The organism is Flavobacterium frigoritolerans, assembly GCF_025847275.1.
GTDB lineage: Bacteria > Bacteroidota > Bacteroidia > Flavobacteriales > Flavobacteriaceae > Flavobacterium > Flavobacterium frigoritolerans.
In genome coordinates, this window is the sequence record NZ_JAOZEV010000002.1 from 70,850 (window position 1) to 90,292 (window position 19,443).

The following is a 19,443-nucleotide window of genomic DNA, read 5'->3' on the forward strand; positions in this document are numbered from 1 at the left end:
ATTGGTATTCTATTTGAAGAATCTGAAATGCATAATGTTAAACTTAAAATTTAAAAAAATATGACAACAGGTAAAATTAATGTTTCAGTAGAAAACATATTTCCCTTAATCAAGAAATTCTTATACAGCGATCACGAAATTTTCTTGCGTGAGTTGATTTCTAACGGAACCGATGCTACTCTAAAATTAAAACACCTAATAAGTATTGGTGAAGCCAAAGTAGAATATGGCAACCCAATTATCGAGATTAAAATTGACAAAGAAGGAAAAAAAATTCACATCATCGATCAGGGTCTTGGGATGACAGCTGATGAAGTTGAGAAATACATCAACCAAGTTGCTTTCTCAGGAGCTGAAGAATTTTTAGACAAATATAAAGACTCTGCAAAAGATTCTGGAATCATAGGGCATTTTGGTCTTGGTTTTTACTCTGCTTTTATGGTTGCAGAAAAAGTAGAAATTTTTACTAAATCATACAAAGACGAACCAGCTGCTCATTGGACATGTGATGGTAGCCCTGAATTTACTTTGGAGCCAACTGACAAAACTACACGTGGAACTGAAATTGTTTTACATATTGCTGAGGATTCTTTAGAATTTTTAGAAGATTCTAAAATCTATGAATTATTAAATAAGTATAACAAGTTTATGCCTATTCCAATTAAATTCGGAACAAAAACAGAAACACTTCCTAAGCCAGAAGATGCTCCGGAAGACTACATAAACGAAACTATAGAACTTGACAATATCATCAATAACCCAAATCCAGCTTGGACAAAACAGCCAACTGAATTATCTGATGAAGATTACAAAAGCTTCTACCGTGAGTTGTATCCAATGCAATTCGAAGATCCATTATTCAACATCCACTTAAATGTTGATTATCCATTTAACCTAACAGGAATTTTATATTTTCCAAAATTAGGTTCGGATATGCAAATTCAGAAAGACAAAATTCAATTATACCAAAATCAAGTTTATGTAACTGATAACGTAGAAGGAATTGTTCCTGAATTTTTAACAATGCTAAAAGGTGTTATCGATTCACCAGACATTCCATTAAACGTTTCTCGTTCTGGATTACAAGCTGATGGTGCGGTTAAGAAAATATCAAACTACATTACTCGTAAAGTAGCTGATAAATTAAAAGCATTATTCAACGAAAACCGTGCTGATTTTGAAGAAAAATGGAATGACATTAAAATTGTTTTGGAATACGGAATGCTTTCTGAAGACAAATTTTATGAAAAAGCAGGAGCTTTCTTTTTATATCCAACAGTAGACAATACTTATTTTACTCTAGAAGAATTAAAAGAGAAAATAAAAGAAAACCAAACCGATAAAGACGGAAAATTGGTTGTTTTATATGCTGGAAATAAAGACGCTCAACACTCATACATTGAAACAGCAAAAGAAAAAGGATACGAAGTATTGCTTTTAGACTCTCCAATCATCTCGCATTTGATTCAAAAAATTGAAGGAGACAATACTGGTTTATCTTTCGTTCGTGTAGATTCTGATCATATTGATAATTTAATCAAAAAAGATGAAAACACAATTTCTAAATTATCTGATGAAGAAAAAGAAGCTTTAAAAACTTCATTAGAAGCATACATTCCTAAAGCCTATAGCGTTCAACTAGAAGCTATGGATAGTCAAGCTGCTCCGTTTATCATTACGCAACCCGAATTTATGCGTAGAATGAAAGAGATGAGTCAATCTGGTGGTTCTGGAATGTTCGGAATGGGTAACATGCCTGAAATGTACAACTTGGTTGTAAACACAAATTCTGAGTTAGCAACTAATATCTTGAACACCGAAGATAAAACACATCAAGAACATTTGGTAAAACAAGCTTTAGATTTAGCGAAGTTGTCTCAAAACCTTTTAAAAGGTGAGGCATTAACTGCTTTCGTAAAAAGAAGTTTTGAAATGATCAAATAAGATTAATTTGGTTCTATTATAAACCAATAATTACAAGGCCCTGCAAGTTATACTTGTGGGGCTTTTTGTTTAAAAGAATAAAATTTACTGCCTATGTTTCAAGCACAACCTATTTACATAACTTTAAATTATCTTATTAAAAACCTACCGAAAGAAAAACCGACCATTCAGATAATTACGAATAAGCCAAAAACAACATGAATTTAAGGCATTTTCAATAAATTCAAGAACGAAAACAATACCATAATTATCAATAATTAAATTAAAAACACTTTTTAAATCAATTACTAAAGCCTATCTTTGCCGGTCGTGTTTTTAAAAACAGAAGCAGTAAATTACATTAAATGATAAAAAATAACGTACTAAAAGGAGTTTTTCTAGTAGCACTTGGAGCTACAAGTTATGGCATGTTAGCCACCTTTGTAAAAATGGCATATGACGAGGGATTCACTACAGCAGAAGTAACTACTTCTCAATTTATATTAGGAATAATTGGACTCCTAACCATTAATGCTTTTCAAAAAGTAAAACATAAAAATAAAGTTGTAAATGCAACGCCAAAGAACATTGCTCAGCTAATGACAGCTGGAACTTCGTTAGGAATGACAAGTTTATTCTATTATTTAGCAGTAAAATATATTCCAGTTTCTATAGGAATTGTTTTATTGATGCAAACAGTATGGATGGGTGTTTTGTTAGAAATGCTTTTGGAGAAAAAACTACCTTCTAAACAAAAAGTAGTTGCTGTAATAATTGTTTTAGCAGGAACAGTCTTGGCTACTAATATTACTCAAAACGAAATCCAATTGGATTGGCGTGGTCTTGTATGGGGTTGTTTGGCAGCTGCATCATTTACTACAACAATGTTTACTGCAAACCGAGTTGCTACCGAGATTTCATCAGCACAACGTAGTTTATATATGCTTTTAGGAGGAGCAATTATTGTCTTTTCATTTGCATTAGCAACACAAACGGCTCCATTTAACTTCGAGATTTTTGCCAAATGGGGTATTGTCCTTGCACTCTTTGGCACAATTATAACTCCAATGCTTATGAATGCTGGCTTCCCCCTTACAGGAATTGGACTAGGAAGTATTGTTTCAGCTTTAGAACTACCTGTTTCTGTAATGATGGCCTACGTACTGCTAAATGAAAAAGTAATATTCCTTCAATGGGTTGGAATAATTTTAATCATACTTGCAATTATTATTATGAATCTAAATTTTCAGAAACAAAAATAAACAACTCACAATACTTGTTAAAAATAATTACTAATTATTTATTAAATTACTAATTATTTATTAAATTCGTAACAAATAAACTGTTATGGATCTACCTTGGCATATATACCTAATGGCTTCGCTTTATATTATTGCTGGAATAAACCATTTTAGAAACCCTAGGATATATCTAAAGATCATCCCCCCTTATTTTACAAATCCCAAATTATTGAACGTTTTAAGCGGTATCACCGAGATTACGCTAGGATTACTTTTATTAATCCCAGCGACATCTCATTTTGCCGCGTGGGGAATTATTGCGTTATTGGTCGCAGTTTTCCCAACACATATGTATATGTATCAAAACAAAAAAGCAAGTTTTGGGCTACCTAGATGGATTTTATTATCACGTATGCCTTTTCAACTCGTTTTGATTTTTTGGGCATATCAATATACTATTTAACATTTATACATTAATTAAACACTTTTCATCATGAAAAAACTTTTTGCAGAATTTTTCGGAACATTTTGGCTTGTATTTGGCGGTTGTGGAAGCGCTATTTTTGCTGCAGGGATTCCAGATCTAGGAATTGGATTTGCTGGAGTGGCTCTGGCTTTTGGATTAACTGTATTAACAATGGCTTACGCTGTAGGACATATATCTGGTGGTCATTTTAATCCAGCAGTATCATTTGGACTTTGGGCAGGAGGAAGATTCCCAGCAAAAGACCTAGCACCATATATTATTGCTCAATGTGTTGGAGCAATCGCAGCTGCAGGAACTTTATACACAATCGCAGCTGGCAAAGCTGGTTTCATGATAGACAACACCAAAGCCGGAGCATTTGCATCAAATGGTTTTGGAGCTTTTTCACCAGATGGTTACTCATTACAATCTGCATTTATAGCTGAGTTTGTACTGACTTTGTTTTTCTTATTAATTATTCTTGGTGCTACTGATAAATTTGCAAATGGAAAATTTGCAGGAGTAGCAATTGGTCTAGGACTAACATTAATTCACTTAATAAGCATTCCTATTACAAACACATCTGTAAACCCAGCTAGATCATTATCTCAGGCTTTATTTGTTGGTGGTGAACCATTATCACAAGTTTGGTTATTCTGGGTTGCCCCGATATTAGGAGCAATTGTAGCAGGAATTATATACAAAACATTGTTGCAAAATCATGACGCAGCATAATTTTTCTTAAATCGATTATTAATCCCTTAAACTTTTAAAATATGGAATTTTTATATTTCTTACTTATTGGAGCAATTTCTGGTTGGCTAGCAGGTCAAATATGGAAAGGTGCAGGTTTTGGAATCCTTGGCAATATTGTCGTTGGTATAGTTGGCGGACTTATTGGTGGCTGGATTGCAGGAAGATTAGGTATCGGTGGCGGTGGTTTGCTTTGGCAGATTATAATTGCTGTTGGTGGTGCTTGGGTTTTATTATTTATTATTAGTTTAATAAAAAAAGCATAACTCCACTTACATTACTTGTCGTAAACATTCATTAGACAGGTAATAATATTACATATAAAGAGAAGGAAAAAAAGTTTTACTACTTCATTTCCTTCTCTTTTTTTTCTTTGATAACATTCAATTCATAATTCATAAAGACCTAGCTCAACTACAACATTAAAGATCAAAAAAAGAACCTTATTTTAATTTCATATTATCAAAATCATTAATTTTGAGTAAATACTTTCGGTATGAATGAAATTATTTCTTATTTCAGTACTATTCCTTCTTTACATAGAAGTTTAATTCTCGTTAGCGGAATAACTTTATTTTGGCTCATAGAAAACACTTTCCCTCTTTTTAAATTTAACTACAAAAAATGGAATCATGCTGGAATCAATTTTTTCTTAACATTTACTACAATTATCATCAATTTTGTTTTAGCATTTATTTTATTAAAAACTGCTGATTGGACAATTAAAAACAATTTCGGAATTCTACAATGGTTACCAGAAATTCCTTTATGGATATATACCATTATCGGATTGTTATTATTAGATTTAATAGGTGCTTATTTAGCTCACTTTACGGAGCATAAAATTAAATTTTTATGGCGTTTCCACCTTATTCACCATACCGATACTTGGATTGACACCACAAGTGGCAATCGGCATCACCCTGGAGAAAGTATAATTCGGTTTATTTTCACAACTCTTGGTGTTTTAATTGTAGGAAGCCCCATGTGGATGGTTTTCCTATACCAAACACTCTCTGTTATATCTACTCAATTTACTCATGCAAATATCTCTCTACCCGATAAAGTCGATTCTTTTTTAAGCTACTTTATTGTTTCTCCAAATATGCACAAAATACATCATCATTATGTATTACCTTATACTGATAGCAATTACGGAAATATTTTTTCTATTTGGGACCGTCTTTTCGGAACATTTATGAAACTTCCAAAAGAAAAAATAATCTATGGAGTCGACACTCACATGAACCCTGAAGAGCACAATAATTTGAAGAATTTATTACAAATTCCGTTTCAGAAACAACGTTCGCAAAAAAAGGATTAAAATCAATAAAAAAAATCCACCATAAGCGACGAAGTAATTATTTTTTTCATTAATATTGATATCTAAATTGAAAATCAATCTATTATTAATCATTAACCCCTATTTGAATTAATTTTCACGTGATGAAAAAGAGTAACCGTAAAGAATTGAACTGGGAACAAACAGAAAAACTTGTTACATTAGCCCTAGAAGAAAAGAATCCTTTTGAAATTATCAAAAAAGAATTTGGATTGGCTGAAAAAGAGGTTTTAGAAATTATGAAAAAGAAAATGCCCGCAGAGAAATTTGAAATGTGGAAAAAGAAGGCTATTGCTAACAAACCTAAGCCAAAACCAGTTAAAATAGATGATTTTGATGAAGATTTGGATGGTAAATATTACATAAAGAACAAATTAGACTAACCATAAAACTCCTGGAAACAGGAGTTTTTTTTTATACCTATAAATAAAATTAAAATGTTTTTGTAACTTACTTCGATCTGTAAAGACCAATAGTAAAAATAAACTCATAAGTAATGAAAAAAATAATAGCCACATTAGCATTAGTAGCTGTATTTATAGGCTGTAAAACAGCTAGCTCAACTAGTAATACACTTACAAAACAAGAAATTGGAGTCAGCATTAATCTTACTGATGTAAAAGAAGACAAAGTACTCGTTACAATTACAGCTCCTAAAATCAATACCGATGAAGTAACTTATAGCATCCCTAAAACTGTTCCCGGAACGTATTCTGAGGATAATTATGGTAGATTCATTGAAGACTTGAAAGCATTTGATTCAAAAGGAACACTCCTTCCTGTAAAGAAAACAGATGATAACACTTGGTCAATCTCTAATGCAAAAACATTAAAAACAATTACTTATTTAGTCAACGACACTTTCGACACTGAAAAAGGTACAGGATTTGGCAATGACGATATCTTCTCCCCAGCAGGTACAAATATCGATGCTGATGTTAATTTCATAATAAACACTCATGGTTTTGTAGGCTACTTTCAAGACAAACTTGACATCCCTTACAAAGTAACCATTACTCATCCAGCAACACTTTGGGGAGCAACATCAATGACTGATGAAGATGCAAGCAATACTAGCGACGTATTCACAACGTCTCACTATGCTGTTTTGGTAGAAAACCCAATTATGTACTCTAAACCTGATTACACATCATTTGATGTAAATGGAATGGAAATACAAATAGCAGTATATTCTCCAACTGGAAAATTTACCGCAGAGAGCATCACTCCAGAAATGAAAACAATAATGACTGCTCAGAAAAACTTTTTAGGAAAAATAAATTCAACTAAAAAATATACTGTTTTATTGTATTTATCAACAATGAAACCAGATGACGCACATGGATTTGGAGCTCTAGAACACCCTACTGCAACAACAGTTGTTTTACCTGAGATGATGCCTAAAGATGAATTAATAAAATCAATGAAAGATGTAGTTTCTCATGAATTCTTTCATATTGTAACTCCATTAACAATCCATTCAAAAGAAATTCAATATTTTGACTACAATACCCCTAAGATGTCTGAGCATTTATGGATGTACGAAGGTGTTACAGAATATTTTGCAAATCTTTTCCAGATCAATCAAAGTCTAATTGATGAAACTGAATTTTACTCCCGCATTGCAGAGAAAGTAGAACATGCAAAAACGATGAACGACACCATGTCATTTACAAAAATGAGTACCAATGTCTTAAAACAACCATACAAAGACCAATACTTAAATGTATATGAAAAAGGAGCACTTATTGGTATGTGCCTCGATATTATTATTAGAGAAAAAAGTAATGGTCAAAGAGGAATTCTAGACTTAATGCATAAATTATCGGATGAATACGGTATTACAAAGCCATTTAACGATAATGAGCTCTTTGCTAAAATCACTCAATTAACTTATCCTGAAGTCGGAACATTTTTAAACACTTACGTTGCAGGAACAACTCCAATACCTTACGACTTTTACTTAGATAAAGTTGGAGTAACTAAAGCCGTAGAGAAAGTTCCTGGGACAATTTTCTTAAAAGGTCAAATTCCATACATCACTATAAACCCTGAAACCAAAGAAATTATGGTCATACCTGAAATAGAATTGAACCCTTTTTTCAAAGCACTTGACCTAAGAGGAGGCGATTACATCTTATCTATAAATGAAAAACCATATTCATTAGTAAACATTTACGATATGATAACCGAAAGTCAAACCTGGAAAGAAAACGACCCCGTAACCGTTAAAATAAAACGCAATGGCAAGGACCTAACTTTAAAAGGAGTAGTAAAACTTCCTTACGAAGAAAAGAATACTTTTAAAGCAACCGACAATTCCAAACAATCCCTTAGAAACGCCTGGTTAAAAGGTTAATAAGAAATGAAAACAAGAAAATCCCAATTTAGAAATAGATTGGGATTTTTTTATAAATTAAAAGTTTAGCAATGTTTTTTTTAAAACTATTTTCTTTATTTTGCACCAAAATCTATAAACAATGAAAAAAACTATTATTGCATTCGTTACCCTTGTTCTTTTAGCTTCATGTAGCAAAAACGAATCAAAAACCAATTTGCATATTACAGGAAATATTAAAGGATTAAAAAACGGAACCTTATACATACAAAGAGTTGTAGACACATCACTAGTAGCTATTGACAGCATTAAAATTGATGGTAATTCTGCTTTCGAAACTAACATCGAATTAAAATCACCAGAAATGCTTTACCTATTTCTAGATCGTGGAGTAAGTAATTCACTAGACAATAATATATTATTTTTTGCAGAACCTGGTAACATCAACATAGACACTAATTTGGACACTTACATTTCAAGTGCTAAAATTACTGGATCTAAAAACCAAGAATTATACGAAGATTACCGAAAAATAAGCTCTCGCTTTAATGATTCGAACCTTGATCTTGTTGCATTGAGATTTAAAGCAATGAAAGATAATAATCAAAAAACATTAGACAGTGTAAACGAAAAACAAGAGTCTAATATCAAACGAAAATATTTATACGCTACAAACTTTGCCATTAACAACAAAGATCACGAAATAGCGCCTTATATTGCCTTATCAGACATATACGACATCAACATTAAATACTTGGATACAATCCAAAAATCAATGACTCCTAAAGTAGCTCAATCACTTTACGGGAAAAAACTTACTGAGTATGTTGCTAAAATCAAAAAGCAGCAATAAATACACTCCTCTCATTACAACAATATCAATCCTGTTTTTTTTAAGCAGGATTTTTTTTTGGACTTTTCAAATAGTATTCTATAAATCATATAATTTCAAATACTTTTATAAAATCTACGAAGTCAAAACTCAGACACATTACAGATACTGAAGTCGGAACATAAACATCTTCATACACCCAACCAATGCGTTTATCACCTCTCTATCACAAAGTCACTCATTAAACATTAGTTTGTCTCTATATCCAAAATAAAGACTTTTAAAAGTCAATTTCGAGAGTTGAAAAATACAGAATTCTTTTTTTTTACAGACTAACTAATACTTATACCTAATTTTATAACGTCTAGATTTCGGTACTGATCAATAGAAACTGGATATAGAGCAAAAAAAAAAACCATCATATTTCTATGATGGTTTTAACTCTGAGCCGGCGGAGGGACTCGAACCCACGACCTGCTGATTACAAATCAGCTGCTCTAGCCAACTGAGCTACGCTGGCGACTCATTACGGGTGCAAATGTAAAGTGGTTTTTTGAATTTTCCAAAATAAATTTACACTTTTAATATAAATAAAAAACCATCCTTATCGGATGGTTTTACGTTGAGCCGGCGGAGGGACTCGAACCCACGACCTGCTGATTACAAATCAGCTGCTCTAGCCAACTGAGCTACGCTGGCGACTCATTACGGGCGTAAATGTAAGATTGATTTTGTTTTACCAAATAATTTCACATTTTCAATACTAATAGAAAACCACCCTTATCGGATGGTTTTATTTTGAGCCGGCGGAGGGACTCGAACCCACGACCTGCTGATTACAAATCAGCTGCTCTAGCCAACTGAGCTACGCTGGCGACTCATTACGGGTGCAAATGTAAGATTGATTTTTGTTTTACCAAAATAATTTTACACTTTTTTATCGTTTTTTTTTACTACAATTCGTTGATTTTTGCAATCAATTGATTAGCAGTTTCTTCCAATTCAACATTGATTTGTTTGAAATGAGCTTTTTTATTTTCTACGTTCTTTGTGTTCACTTTAGTGATCAAAGCATCAAAAGCAGCAATAGCTTCATCGATCAAAGCGTTAGTTTCTGTAGTTGGTTTTCCTGTAGTAGAAATTTCAAATAAGTAAACTGCTTCAATAATATCTCCTAAAACGTAGTTGATGTCTTTCTTTAAATTCTTAACGTTTGCCATTTTATTTTAATTTTAATTTGCGTTTGCAAAAGTACACATAATCTTTCTATTACCCGCTATGAAATGTAAATTTCTAAAATAGAAGCTTTTCCATTGAGAATGAACTCATTCAAAGTAGCTGGGATCAACACAGTATCTCCTTTTTTATATTCCAATTTATTTCCGTCGTATTCTATTTCAAAAGAACCTTCAATGCACATATAAACTGTAAAAGTTTCTCCACTTTTATTCGCCTCAACCTGACCATCTAACGGAATAAAATTTGTGGTGAAATAAGGACAATCTACTACTACATTAGATTCATTTGTCTTTTTCTTATACTCCTTATAAGTATCTACCTTATTATAATTAATAGCATCTAGCGCTAAATCTACATGCAATTCTCTTTTATTTCCTTGTGCATCTACCCTATCAAAATCATACAAACGATACGTAATATCTGATGTTTGCTGAATTTCGGCTACGACTAATCCTGCTCCTATGGCATGAACCGTCCCTGTTTCCAGAAAGAAAACATCTCCGGGTTTAGCTTTTACATCGTCCAGAATAGAAACTAGTGTATTGTTATTTAAATTCTCCAGATACTCTTCTTTACTTGAATCTTCTTTAAAACCTACAATAATTCTTGCATCGGCATCAGCCTGCATAATATACCACATTTCAGTCTTACCAAAAGAATTATGACGTTCTTTTGCCAGCTTATCATTAGGATGCACTTGTATTGAAAGATCTTCTCGAGCATCAAGATATTTAAAAAGTAATGGAAATTGTTTTCCAAATCGTTTGTAAACTTTTGTTCCCAAAACTTCACTTGGGAATTCCTCTATTATATCAGTAAGTGACTTTCCTTTCAAACTTCCGTTTGCAACAATACTTACATCTCCTTCTACAGTAGATAGTTCCCAACTTTCACCAGTAATCTTAGATGTAATCGGTTTATTAAGAACTGTTTTTAATTTTTCTCCACCCCAAATTCTGTCTTTCAAAATTGGCTCAAACTGCAAAGGATATAATTTTAAATCCATCAATATTTATTTTTTATACAAATCCATTCATTTGAGGAATCTTGCATACTATTATGTTTTTAACTTATGACACTAATTCTTTAATTGCCTCAAGTGCCTTAGGGATATGCTTGGCAGCAACCATACTATCATAGATCAGGATTATGACTCCATTTTTATCGACAACATAGGTTACCCTTCCTGGCAATAATCCAAGTAATCCTGAAGGAACTCCAAAAAGAGTTCTTATTCTTTTATCTGCATCTGAAAGAAGCACAAATGGCAAATGGTGTTTATGAGAAAATTTTTGATGAGAATCAACACTATCACTACTGATACCTATTACTTCGGCTCCTAAAGCTACAAAGTCTTCATATTGATCTCTAAAACTACAAGCCTCTGTTGTACAACCTGGCGTATTATCTTTAGGATAAAAATAAATAACCAAAGGTTTACGACCAAGCACATCTTTACTCTCAAACACGTCTCCATTAGCATCTTTAGCTGTAAAATTCGGGATAATATCTCCTACTTTTAATGACATTTTATTCTCCTTTATAGGTTACAAAATTACGAGCAGTTTCATATAACACGATTTCTAAATCAAAATCGGGATTTATTTTTTTTCTAATTTTATTCCATATCACAACTGCAATATGTTCTGCAGTTGGATTTAAATCTTGAAATTCTGGTACATCAAGATTAAGATTCTTATGATCAAATGGTAATTCTACTTCTTGATATATAATATCTGCCAATATTTTCACATCTATCACAAAACCTGTTTCTGGATCAACTTCTCCAGTAACACTAACAGTTAATTCATAATTATGACCATGAAAATTGGGATTATTGCATTTCCCAAAAACGGCATCATTTTTCTCTGCAGTCCAATCTTTTCTATACAGCCGATGAGCAGCATTAAAATGTGCTTTCCTTGATATCGTAACTCTCATGTAGGTTTTGGTTTAAATTTTATGGTCTTCCAGAAAATGATAAAACTCGTCAAAAATTATTTTGAACCAAACGGTGTAAATCTCAGGATGTAATTGCATATCTGTTTTTACATCTTCTATTTTCATCAATTTCCAAGCTTCAACTTCTTCTGGATTTATAGTAGGTACTCCATTATAACGTCCGATCATAACGTGATCCAGTTCATGTTCTGTCAATCCGTTATCAAAAGGAGCTTTATATATAAAATGAAAAAGTTCTTTAAGTGGAGTTTTAAATCCCATTTCTTCAAACAATCTTCGACTTCCAGCTTCTATATTAGTTTCACCCTCACGCTGATGGCTACAACATGTATTAGTCCAAAGTAGCGGAGAATGATATTTATGATGCGCACGTTGCTGTAACATGATTTCATTATTATCATTTAAAACAAAAACTGAAAATGCACGATGTAGAACCGCTTTTTCATGAGCTTCCATTTTTGGCATCAAGCCTATTTGCTCATCATTTTGATTAACTAATATTACGTTTTCTTCTATCATAATTGGTATTAAACACACAAAAATACGAAAAAAGAAATTGCTTTAGAGCCTAGAAAAAGTTTGTGAAAAGTTTAACGAGCCTTGCATTCACTAAAATTTTAATTTTATATCATGACAATGAGTGTATTAAAGACATAAGAGCAATAATATTTCCTTTTAAATCTAAAACTACATTTTTTTCGTAAATAGTAATAGTTAAAACACACTTAAATAAGCATCCATTTGTAAAACAGACAACACTTTACCAACAACAAGCATCTTACCTTTACAATACAAAATCAATAAATTATGAAAACTAGAGCCCATTTTTTAAGCTTATTATTTTTGCTCCCGCTGTTTATCCTTCAAGCCTGTGGACAAAACAAAAAAGAACAATATACATCAACAAAAAATAATCCCATGGAAAACAAAATCAGTAAACCTGATAATCCATATTACTCGAATACTGACACTACAAAACTAAATCTTACCGATGCTCAATGGAAAAAGGTATTACCTAGTGATGTATATGAAGTAATGAGACATGCCGATACTGAAAGACCTTTTACAGGAAAATATTGGAACACTGATGAAAAAGGAACCTATTATTGCGCGGCCTGCGGGAATAAACTTTTTAGATCCGGAGCCAAATTTTCAAGCAGTTGCGGATGGCCAAGCTTTTTTGAGCAAGAAAACAAAAAAAGCACAATCTACAAACAAGATAACTCGATAGGCATGGAAAGAACTGAGGTTCTTTGTGGTAGATGTGGTGGTCACTTAGGCCATTTATTTGATGATGGTCCTGCCCCAACTGGAAAAAGATACTGCATGAACTCGATTGCACTTGATTTTATACCCGATAATAAATAACACTATGAAAAACACAATTCTAATATGCCTTTTAATCCTCTCGTTTAATGGATTTGGGCAAGCAAAAAAACAATCCAATTACGATACTATTACACTTGGCGGAGGCTGTTATTGGTGCGTAGAGGCCGTTTATGAAAACTTAAATGGAGTAAAATCTGTTGTATCTGGATTTTCAGGAGGAAAAACTACAAATCCAAGTTATGAAGAAGTTTCAACAGGAAAAACTGGTTTTGCCGAAGTAGTTCAGATTACATATGACAAAAACACAACAAATCTAGATGAGATTTTTAAAGTATTTTTTACTGTACACGATCCTACAACATTAAATAGACAAGGTGCCGATGTAGGAAGTCAATATCGCTCTGTTATTTTTTATAAAAATGAAGAGCAAAAAAATGCAGCAAATAACATTATAAATGCTTTAAAAAAAGCAAAAGTATACAACGATCCTATTGTTACTGCTGTAGAACCATTTACTAAGTTTTACAAAGCCGAGGACTACCATCAAAATTATTATGACAACAATAAAAATCAGCCCTATTGTAAAATGATAATTCAGCCAAAAATAGAAAAGTTTGAAAAAGTCTTTAAAGATAAATTAAAAAAGAAATAATCATTAATTCACTAAGCCACTTACAATTATAAGTGGCTTTTTTATTTTAAGGATCAAAGACAAAATTTCGTAATTTGCATCAATCTACAAGACGATGAACCTTTTAACTAAATAATACTCAGAAAAACCTAACTATCGATTCTCCTAGAAAATGACAAGATATTGAAAAACTAACTTCTCAAAAAAGCAAATGCAATGAATTCAACTTACCAAAACTATAGTCTAAAATCAGTTCTTTTATAAACATTTCACTGCTAGAATTAAATAAAATGAAAGCATTAACTTTTTCTTCTTTTGGTAATTCTGATGTACTTGAATACATCGACATTCCAAATCCACAATTAAAATACGACGAGATCTTGGTCGAAATGAAAGCCATCGGATTAAATTTTGCCGATGTATATCGCCGAAAAGGAAACTATCACCTTAAAGGAAACCCACCTTTTATAGCTGGATATGAAGGTTCAGGAATCGTAGTAAACACCAACAACCACTCCGAGTTTAAAATTGGAGACAGAGTTGCATTTGCCGATGTTCCTTTTGCAAATGCCGAACTTCTAGCCGTTAACATAAACCATGTAATTCCGCTACCTGAAGCAATTGATTTTGAAACTGGAGCTTCTATTTTACTACAAGGATTAACAGCACATTACCTCGCCACAGATAGTCATAAAACACAAAAAGGAGAAACGGTAATCATACATGCGGTTGCTGGAGGTGTTGGACAATTCCTTACACAAATAAGTAAGCTTTTGGGCGCAACCGTAATTGGCTTAACCTCATCTCCCGATAAAGCAAAAATTGCAATCGAACAAGGAGCTGACCATGTTTTTTTATACAACGATAATTGGAAAGCAGAAGTTTTTAAAGTAGCTCCAAAAGGCGCCGATGTAGTTTACGATAGTATTGGCAGCACCTTAAATGATAGTTTTGAAGTAACCAAAAATTGTGGTCAGGTGGTGTTTTTCGGAATGGCTGGCGGCGATCCTGAGTTTATAGACCCAAGAATGCTCATGGATACCTCAAAAACACTAACTGGTGGAGATTTATGGAGTTATTTAACTACAAGAGAGGAAAGAATTAAAAGAGCCAATCAGTTATTTACATGGATTACCGAAGGAAAAGTATCGCTTGCTACACCTACCTCTTTTAAATTATCCGAAGGAAAACAAGCACACGATTACCTAGAAAGCCGAAAAAGTACAGGGAAAATAATTTTGATTCCGTAAAATAATCTGGACGTGCCAAAGAACAGTTTTAAGTCTCAGTTTTTACAGTAATCTTGTCATCCCGAAAAACACTTTTACAGCCCCTTGTCAAAGGTTAAATAAAAATGATTCATGAATTCGTAGCGATTAATTACAGCTGCTCAACCTCAATCTTTGTTAATTCTGATAATTCTAAGATTCTGGCAACATCACTTTTATTTGCCACAAAAAACAAATAATTATCTCCATGCGTATCATAAGTCATTAATTCAAGGTTCTTCTTTTCTAAAGCCGATTGAATATATGGGAACAAATCATGACTATATGTTTCTTCAGGATATTCAAAATTAAGATCCTCACCAATCATTTCAGAGATAAAATACTCAGCATCTTCTGGGTCAAATTTCCAATCACTATTCCAACAATCGATACTTTCAAAAAAGTCCCACTGTCCTTCGACTATCGCATGATATTCTGTTGCTCCTTTTTTAAAATTATTTAAAAGTTTTTTTGACTGTTTTTGAACCAATTTTTCATCTACATCTCCTCTAGAAACCAGTTTGATAAATTCTTCAAATGTTCCCTGCGTAACCTCAACAACTTCTGGCAATAAATTTTCTTGCGTAGGAAGCGCAACACTATCAGGTATTTCAATTTCCATATATTGACAAATCCCCTGCAAAATTCTTTCAAATTCCTTGAATCCTATTTTCTGAATTTCATTTTTAGGATTATTTATGTCGATATATTCAGTGTCCAAAATTCCTTTTGTATAATCTAAAAAATAACTGTTATTGTATAAAATTCTAAAATCATTTGTTTCTAAACTATTCGTACAACAAAAGAAAATGACAAAATTATGCAAGACATGCTTTAGATATTTTTTTGATTCTGGAGTTGGCTCAGAATAAAATTGAATGTGAATATAATCGTATTCTAATTCCGCTTGTATAGTCTCTTCCGAGAGCACTCCGATATCAATCTTTTTATACAACTCATTTAAAACTTCATACGCATTGTTGAAGCCACTTTTCTTGATTTCTTCCCTTCCTTCCTCATGATCGAATGAACTTGGAAATGAGTAAAAATTCACAGAAACCGTATCATGAACCCCTTTCATTTTAAAATCAACACTACTTACCTCATTATATAAATAGGAATAAATTGAATATATAACATCAAAAGAAACAATAGATTTTGGGTCGTTATTTCTACCAAAGAAATTAGAAAAGAAATCTTTCATTGAGTTTTATTAAGTGATTTAATATTTAGTCTAGTATAATTATTACTGATTAGAGTATTCAAAACTCAAATCCATTTTATCAAATGGGATAATTTCAATTAATATCTTTTTTAATTCTACATCTGTTAACAATCCTCTTTTGGTTTCTTTCGCTTTAGGCAACAAGATTTCGTAGTCTATGATTTCTCTATCAAATACAGTTTGTAAAACATCTTTTTGTTTATCTGTTAGATACTTTTTATGAGTTTTAAGAACCTTATCAAGATTATCCTTAAATTCCCCATCACTTACATCATTATAAACATCCTGATCAGACATATCTGTTAGCAGCATTCTAAAAATAAAATCCTGTATATTCTTTGCTAGATAATTTACTTCATTCGCATCATGCCAAACAAAAACTACTGGATTCTCTCCATTATTTTCTTCATTTAAAAAGAAACAATAATGATCTCCAGCTCCGCTCTGCCCGAATGGTATAAATTTGAATTCTTCTTTTATTTGACGATAATCTTCGGGATCCAAAAGTTCTTCTATAGCTTCATCCACATTCTTAGGATTAAGCAATTCAAAATCGTAAGAATGTAAAAGCAACGGAGGATTTTCTTTTAATTTAGGATAAACGGTTACATACCAATCAGGGCCATATTCCCCAACATTAAGCATCCCATCTAGAGAAAGTTCCTTATAGATAATTGGGTATGTAAATCCGTATTTTGCTTCAATATCTAATAGCGGCATAATATATTATTTTAAAAAAGTTACTAAAGACTAAACCACATCCTAAATTTTAGAATTGCAACCAACCTCTTAAAGCAACTAAAATAATACTATTTTTACTTCAAAATAAACAATTCGGCAGATTATTTTAAAGCTTCAGCAATCATCAAAGCACATTTTTCCCCATCAATAGCAGCCGATATAATTCCACCAGCATAACCTGCACCTTCACCACAAGGGTACAATCCTTTTATTTGCAAATGCTCGTAAGTATCTGAATTTCTCGGAATACGAACTGGTGACGACGTTCTGCTTTCTGGCGCATGAAGAATCGCTTCATTGGTTAAATAACCACGCATCGATTTACCAAATTCAGAGAAACCTTCACGTAATATTTGAGATAAGAAACCTGGGAAAACCTGCCCCATTTCTACCGAAGTAGTTCCGGGAACATAAGATGTTTTAGGAATATCCGACGAAACTTTATTTTGAGTAAAATCGACCATTCGTTGTGCAGGAACTTTTTGGGTTTCCCCTGCCAAGTGCCATGCTTTTTGTTCGATACTTTTCTGAAATTCCATTCCAGCCAAAGCTCCAAATTTGGCAAACGGTTTAAAATCTTCTAATTTTAATTCGATTACAATTCCAGAATTGGCTGTAGCCTGATCTCTTTTAGATGGAGACCAACCATTTGTAACTACTTCGCCAGGACTTGTAGCACATGGTGCAATTACACCACCGGGACACATACAAAATGAATACATTCCTCTTCCTCCTACTTGTTTCACGATAGAATATGGTGCTGGAGGCAAATGTTCCCCACGATAGTCACAACTATACTGTATACTATCTATTAAAGATTGCGGATGTTCGGCTCTTACACCCAAGGCAAAAGGCTTAGCCTCTATAAAAATTTTCTTTCTATCTAATAATTCAAAGATATCACGAGCAGAATGTCCCGTTGCCAATATCAGTTTATTAGCATTAATAGTAGTTCCGTCTTGAGTTACAATCCCCTGAACTTCATTATTTTTTACAAGAATATCAGTAACGCGAGTTTCAAACAAAACCTGTCCGCCGCATTCGATAATTTTTTCTCGAATATCCTGAATAATCTTTGGTAATTTATTAGTTCCGATATGAGGATGCGCTTCTATCAAAATATCATCTGAAGCTCCAAAAGCAACCAATAATTCTAAAATTCTGGTTACATCTCCACGTTTTTTAGATCGTGTATATAATTTACCATCAGAGTATGTTCCTGCTCCACCTTCTCCAAAACAATAATTAGAATCTTCGTTTACAAAATGCTCTGTATTTATTGCTTTTAAATCTCGTCTGCGACCTCGTACATCTTTCCCTCTCTCAAGAACTATTGGTTTTAAACCCAATTCTATTAACTGCAAAGCTGCAAAAAGCCCTGCAGGTCCAGCCCCTACAACAATTACTTCTTGTGCTCCAGATACATTTTTATATTCTGGAAGCTCAATTTTAGTTGGCTGAAAAACTTCATTTTGCAAATAAATATTCACCTTCAAATTGATTTTTATTGCTTTTTGGCGAGCATCAATGGAGCGTTTTAAAATAGTTACATGCTGAATTTCATTTAGTGAAACTTTTATTTGTTTCGACAAATGTTCTTTTAGCAATAACTCATTTGCTGCTATTTCGGGCGATACTTGAAGTAAAAGTTCTCTTGGCATTTTGTTTTATTTATTCAATTAGCTTTTCTATCTATGAAAAGAACCTGCAAAAATAACATTTTGAACTGAAATTAGTTTACTAATATAAAATCCATTTTAAAAAATAGACTTTGTACCTTTGTCTATCTGAAACTTTGCACCTATAAATAATGTCAAGAAAAATAAAATTAATATGGGATTTTCGTGGCCCAGCTTCCGCAAAAACTGCAGAACATCATGAGATTCATTTAAAAGAATTCATTGCTATCGAAAAGCTACCTTTGAACATAACTGGATTTACAATCCTAAACGATATGTATGCTATTGCTTATATGGTCGTAACCGATGAAAATATGATTCAGGTTCGTGATGCCTTAAAACCACACCGAGGGGAAGTATTTCCTGAGTAATAGTAACAATTGCAGTTTTTAGCAACAGCAAAAACTACAATAATATTCAGTCGCAGTTTACAAGTCCAGCAAGAACTGAAACTAAAAACTGCGACTGCAAACT

At 32.7% G+C, this 19,443-nt stretch carries 21 protein-coding genes and 3 tRNA genes; 13 read left to right on the forward strand and 11 right to left on the reverse strand.

Annotated features, from left to right (window positions below; translation table 11 throughout):
* The first annotated feature begins 60 nt into the window (after positions 1–60).
* From htpG to OIU80_RS02840, 9 genes are all read left to right on the forward strand, one after another.
* Positions 61–1,944, forward strand: coding sequence for a molecular chaperone HtpG (gene htpG, locus OIU80_RS02800; RefSeq protein WP_264285574.1), 1,884 nt, complete (start codon positions 61–63; stop codon positions 1,942–1,944).
* A 344-nt stretch (positions 1,945–2,288) separates the two neighbouring features.
* A complete protein-coding gene (locus OIU80_RS02805) occupies positions 2,289–3,185 on the forward strand; it encodes an EamA family transporter (RefSeq protein ID WP_264285575.1) in 897 nt (298 codons plus the stop codon).
* An 85-nt stretch (positions 3,186–3,270) separates the two neighbouring features.
* A complete protein-coding gene (locus OIU80_RS02810) occupies positions 3,271–3,627 on the forward strand; it encodes a DoxX family protein (protein WP_264285576.1) in 357 nt (118 codons plus the stop codon).
* A 30-nt stretch (positions 3,628–3,657) separates the two neighbouring features.
* Positions 3,658–4,365 (forward strand): aquaporin Z, encoded by a 708-nt coding sequence (aqpZ, locus tag OIU80_RS02815; RefSeq protein WP_264285577.1) that lies wholly within the window; start codon positions 3,658–3,660, stop codon positions 4,363–4,365.
* A 41-nt stretch (positions 4,366–4,406) separates the two neighbouring features.
* Positions 4,407–4,649 (forward strand): GlsB/YeaQ/YmgE family stress response membrane protein, encoded by a 243-nt coding sequence (locus tag OIU80_RS02820; RefSeq protein WP_195735479.1) that lies wholly within the window; start codon positions 4,407–4,409, stop codon positions 4,647–4,649.
* Positions 4,650–4,879: 230 nt separating this feature from the next.
* Positions 4,880–5,707 (forward strand): sterol desaturase family protein, encoded by an 828-nt coding sequence (locus tag OIU80_RS02825; protein WP_264285578.1) that lies wholly within the window; start codon positions 4,880–4,882, stop codon positions 5,705–5,707.
* A 122-nt stretch (positions 5,708–5,829) separates the two neighbouring features.
* The gene (locus tag OIU80_RS02830; RefSeq protein ID WP_039111648.1) at positions 5,830–6,108 is read left to right on the forward strand and encodes a DUF2805 domain-containing protein; all 279 of its coding nucleotides are present in this window, start codon (positions 5,830–5,832) and stop codon (positions 6,106–6,108) included.
* Positions 6,109–6,221: 113 nt separating this feature from the next.
* Positions 6,222–8,084 carry a M61 family metallopeptidase gene (locus OIU80_RS02835; RefSeq protein WP_264285579.1) on the forward strand — a complete coding sequence of 621 codons (1,863 nt, stop codon included), beginning with the start codon at positions 6,222–6,224 and terminating at the stop codon, positions 8,082–8,084.
* A gap of 121 nt (positions 8,085–8,205) precedes the next feature.
* Positions 8,206–8,916 carry a DUF4369 domain-containing protein gene (locus tag OIU80_RS02840; protein WP_264285580.1) on the forward strand — a complete coding sequence of 237 codons (711 nt, stop codon included), beginning with the start codon at positions 8,206–8,208 and terminating at the stop codon, positions 8,914–8,916.
* Positions 8,917–9,341: 425 nt separating this feature from the next.
* Here OIU80_RS02840 and OIU80_RS02845 read toward each other — a convergent pair.
* The 8 genes from OIU80_RS02845 to idi all read right to left on the reverse strand — a co-directional run bounded on the left by OIU80_RS02845 (position 9,342) and on the right by idi (position 12,615).
* A tRNA-Thr gene (locus OIU80_RS02845) sits at positions 9,342–9,415 on the reverse strand.
* A gap of 105 nt (positions 9,416–9,520) precedes the next feature.
* Positions 9,521–9,594 (reverse strand) — tRNA-Thr (locus OIU80_RS02850).
* A 102-nt stretch (positions 9,595–9,696) separates the two neighbouring features.
* Positions 9,697–9,770, reverse strand: a tRNA-Thr gene (locus OIU80_RS02855).
* Between the two features lie 78 nt (positions 9,771–9,848).
* Positions 9,849–10,115 carry a hypothetical protein gene (locus OIU80_RS02860; RefSeq protein WP_195735483.1) on the reverse strand — a complete coding sequence of 89 codons (267 nt, stop codon included), beginning with the start codon at positions 10,113–10,115 and terminating at the stop codon, positions 9,849–9,851.
* Positions 10,116–10,171: 56 nt separating this feature from the next.
* A complete protein-coding gene (locus tag OIU80_RS02865) occupies positions 10,172–11,140 on the reverse strand; it encodes a type I phosphomannose isomerase catalytic subunit (protein ID WP_264285581.1) in 969 nt (322 codons plus the stop codon).
* Positions 11,141–11,204: 64 nt separating this feature from the next.
* The gene (locus tag OIU80_RS02870; RefSeq protein ID WP_264285582.1) at positions 11,205–11,663 is read right to left on the reverse strand and encodes a peroxiredoxin; all 459 of its coding nucleotides are present in this window, start codon (positions 11,661–11,663) and stop codon (positions 11,205–11,207) included.
* 1 nt (position 11,664) lies between these two features.
* On the reverse strand, positions 11,665–12,075 hold the full coding sequence (locus tag OIU80_RS02875) for a 6-pyruvoyl trahydropterin synthase family protein (protein WP_230605135.1): 411 nt from the start codon (positions 12,073–12,075) through the stop codon (positions 11,665–11,667).
* A 12-nt stretch (positions 12,076–12,087) separates the two neighbouring features.
* Positions 12,088–12,615, reverse strand: a complete 528-nt coding sequence (gene idi / locus OIU80_RS02880; protein WP_264285583.1) for an isopentenyl-diphosphate Delta-isomerase — start codon at positions 12,613–12,615, stop codon at positions 12,088–12,090.
* Positions 12,616–12,903: 288 nt separating this feature from the next.
* Between idi and msrB the strand changes: the two genes are divergently transcribed.
* The 3 genes from msrB (at position 12,904) to OIU80_RS02895 (ending at position 15,306) form a co-directional block, all read left to right on the forward strand.
* Positions 12,904–13,464 (forward strand): peptide-methionine (R)-S-oxide reductase MsrB, encoded by a 561-nt coding sequence (gene msrB, locus OIU80_RS02885; protein WP_264285584.1) that lies wholly within the window; start codon positions 12,904–12,906, stop codon positions 13,462–13,464.
* 4 nt (positions 13,465–13,468) lie between these two features.
* A complete protein-coding gene (gene msrA, locus OIU80_RS02890) occupies positions 13,469–14,077 on the forward strand; it encodes a peptide-methionine (S)-S-oxide reductase MsrA (RefSeq protein ID WP_264285585.1) in 609 nt (202 codons plus the stop codon).
* 269 nt (positions 14,078–14,346) lie between these two features.
* Positions 14,347–15,306: a quinone oxidoreductase family protein gene (locus OIU80_RS02895; RefSeq protein WP_264285586.1), complete on the forward strand. Its 960-nt coding sequence runs from the start codon at positions 14,347–14,349 to the stop codon at positions 15,304–15,306.
* 130 nt (positions 15,307–15,436) lie between these two features.
* On the opposite strand, the gene OIU80_RS02900 is transcribed toward OIU80_RS02895, so the two are convergent.
* The 3 genes from OIU80_RS02900 to OIU80_RS02910 all read right to left on the reverse strand — a co-directional run bounded on the left by OIU80_RS02900 (position 15,437) and on the right by OIU80_RS02910 (position 18,951).
* Complete coding sequence (locus OIU80_RS02900; protein WP_264285587.1) at positions 15,437–16,528, reverse strand: DUF6630 family protein; 1,092 nt, start codon at positions 16,526–16,528, stop codon at positions 15,437–15,439.
* Positions 16,529–16,570: 42 nt separating this feature from the next.
* Complete coding sequence (locus OIU80_RS02905) at positions 16,571–17,269, reverse strand: SMI1/KNR4 family protein (protein WP_264285588.1); 699 nt, start codon at positions 17,267–17,269, stop codon at positions 16,571–16,573.
* A 122-nt stretch (positions 17,270–17,391) separates the two neighbouring features.
* Positions 17,392–18,951, reverse strand: coding sequence for an NAD(P)/FAD-dependent oxidoreductase (locus OIU80_RS02910; RefSeq protein WP_264285589.1), 1,560 nt, complete (start codon positions 18,949–18,951; stop codon positions 17,392–17,394).
* A gap of 149 nt (positions 18,952–19,100) precedes the next feature.
* Between OIU80_RS02910 and OIU80_RS02915 the strand changes: the two genes are divergently transcribed.
* Complete coding sequence (locus OIU80_RS02915) at positions 19,101–19,340, forward strand: hypothetical protein (RefSeq protein WP_035619471.1); 240 nt, start codon at positions 19,101–19,103, stop codon at positions 19,338–19,340.
* Positions 19,341–19,443: the final 103 nt, after the last annotated feature.

Coding starts and splice junctions, on each gene's coding strand:
- OIU80_RS02870 (WP_264285582.1), bottom strand. CDS start 11,663: ATGTCATTAAAAGTAGGAGATATTATCCCGAATTTTACAGCTAAAGAT.
- OIU80_RS02825 (WP_264285578.1), top strand. CDS start 4,880: ATGAATGAAATTATTTCTTATTTCAGTACTATTCCTTCTTTACATAGA.
- OIU80_RS02830 (WP_039111648.1), top strand. CDS start 5,830: ATGAAAAAGAGTAACCGTAAAGAATTGAACTGGGAACAAACAGAAAAA.
- OIU80_RS02900 (WP_264285587.1), bottom strand. CDS start 16,528: ATGAAAGATTTCTTTTCTAATTTCTTTGGTAGAAATAACGACCCAAAA.
- msrB (WP_264285584.1), top strand. CDS start 12,904: ATGAAAACTAGAGCCCATTTTTTAAGCTTATTATTTTTGCTCCCGCTG.
- OIU80_RS02860 (WP_195735483.1), bottom strand. CDS start 10,115: ATGGCAAACGTTAAGAATTTAAAGAAAGACATCAACTACGTTTTAGGA.
- OIU80_RS02835 (WP_264285579.1), top strand. CDS start 6,222: ATGAAAAAAATAATAGCCACATTAGCATTAGTAGCTGTATTTATAGGC.
- msrA (WP_264285585.1), top strand. CDS start 13,469: ATGAAAAACACAATTCTAATATGCCTTTTAATCCTCTCGTTTAATGGA.
- OIU80_RS02820 (WP_195735479.1), top strand. CDS start 4,407: ATGGAATTTTTATATTTCTTACTTATTGGAGCAATTTCTGGTTGGCTA.
- aqpZ (WP_264285577.1), top strand. CDS start 3,658: ATGAAAAAACTTTTTGCAGAATTTTTCGGAACATTTTGGCTTGTATTT.
- OIU80_RS02910 (WP_264285589.1), bottom strand. CDS start 18,951: ATGCCAAGAGAACTTTTACTTCAAGTATCGCCCGAAATAGCAGCAAAT.
- OIU80_RS02805 (WP_264285575.1), top strand. CDS start 2,289: ATGATAAAAAATAACGTACTAAAAGGAGTTTTTCTAGTAGCACTTGGA.
- OIU80_RS02810 (WP_264285576.1), top strand. CDS start 3,271: ATGGATCTACCTTGGCATATATACCTAATGGCTTCGCTTTATATTATT.
- OIU80_RS02840 (WP_264285580.1), top strand. CDS start 8,206: ATGAAAAAAACTATTATTGCATTCGTTACCCTTGTTCTTTTAGCTTCA.
- OIU80_RS02865 (WP_264285581.1), bottom strand. CDS start 11,140: ATGGATTTAAAATTATATCCTTTGCAGTTTGAGCCAATTTTGAAAGAC.
- htpG (WP_264285574.1), top strand. CDS start 61: ATGACAACAGGTAAAATTAATGTTTCAGTAGAAAACATATTTCCCTTA.
- OIU80_RS02875 (WP_230605135.1), bottom strand. CDS start 12,075: ATGAGAGTTACGATATCAAGGAAAGCACATTTTAATGCTGCTCATCGG.
- OIU80_RS02915 (WP_035619471.1), top strand. CDS start 19,101: ATGTCAAGAAAAATAAAATTAATATGGGATTTTCGTGGCCCAGCTTCC.
- OIU80_RS02895 (WP_264285586.1), top strand. CDS start 14,347: ATGAAAGCATTAACTTTTTCTTCTTTTGGTAATTCTGATGTACTTGAA.
- idi (WP_264285583.1), bottom strand. CDS start 12,615: ATGATAGAAGAAAACGTAATATTAGTTAATCAAAATGATGAGCAAATA.
- OIU80_RS02905 (WP_264285588.1), bottom strand. CDS start 17,269: ATGCCGCTATTAGATATTGAAGCAAAATACGGATTTACATACCCAATT.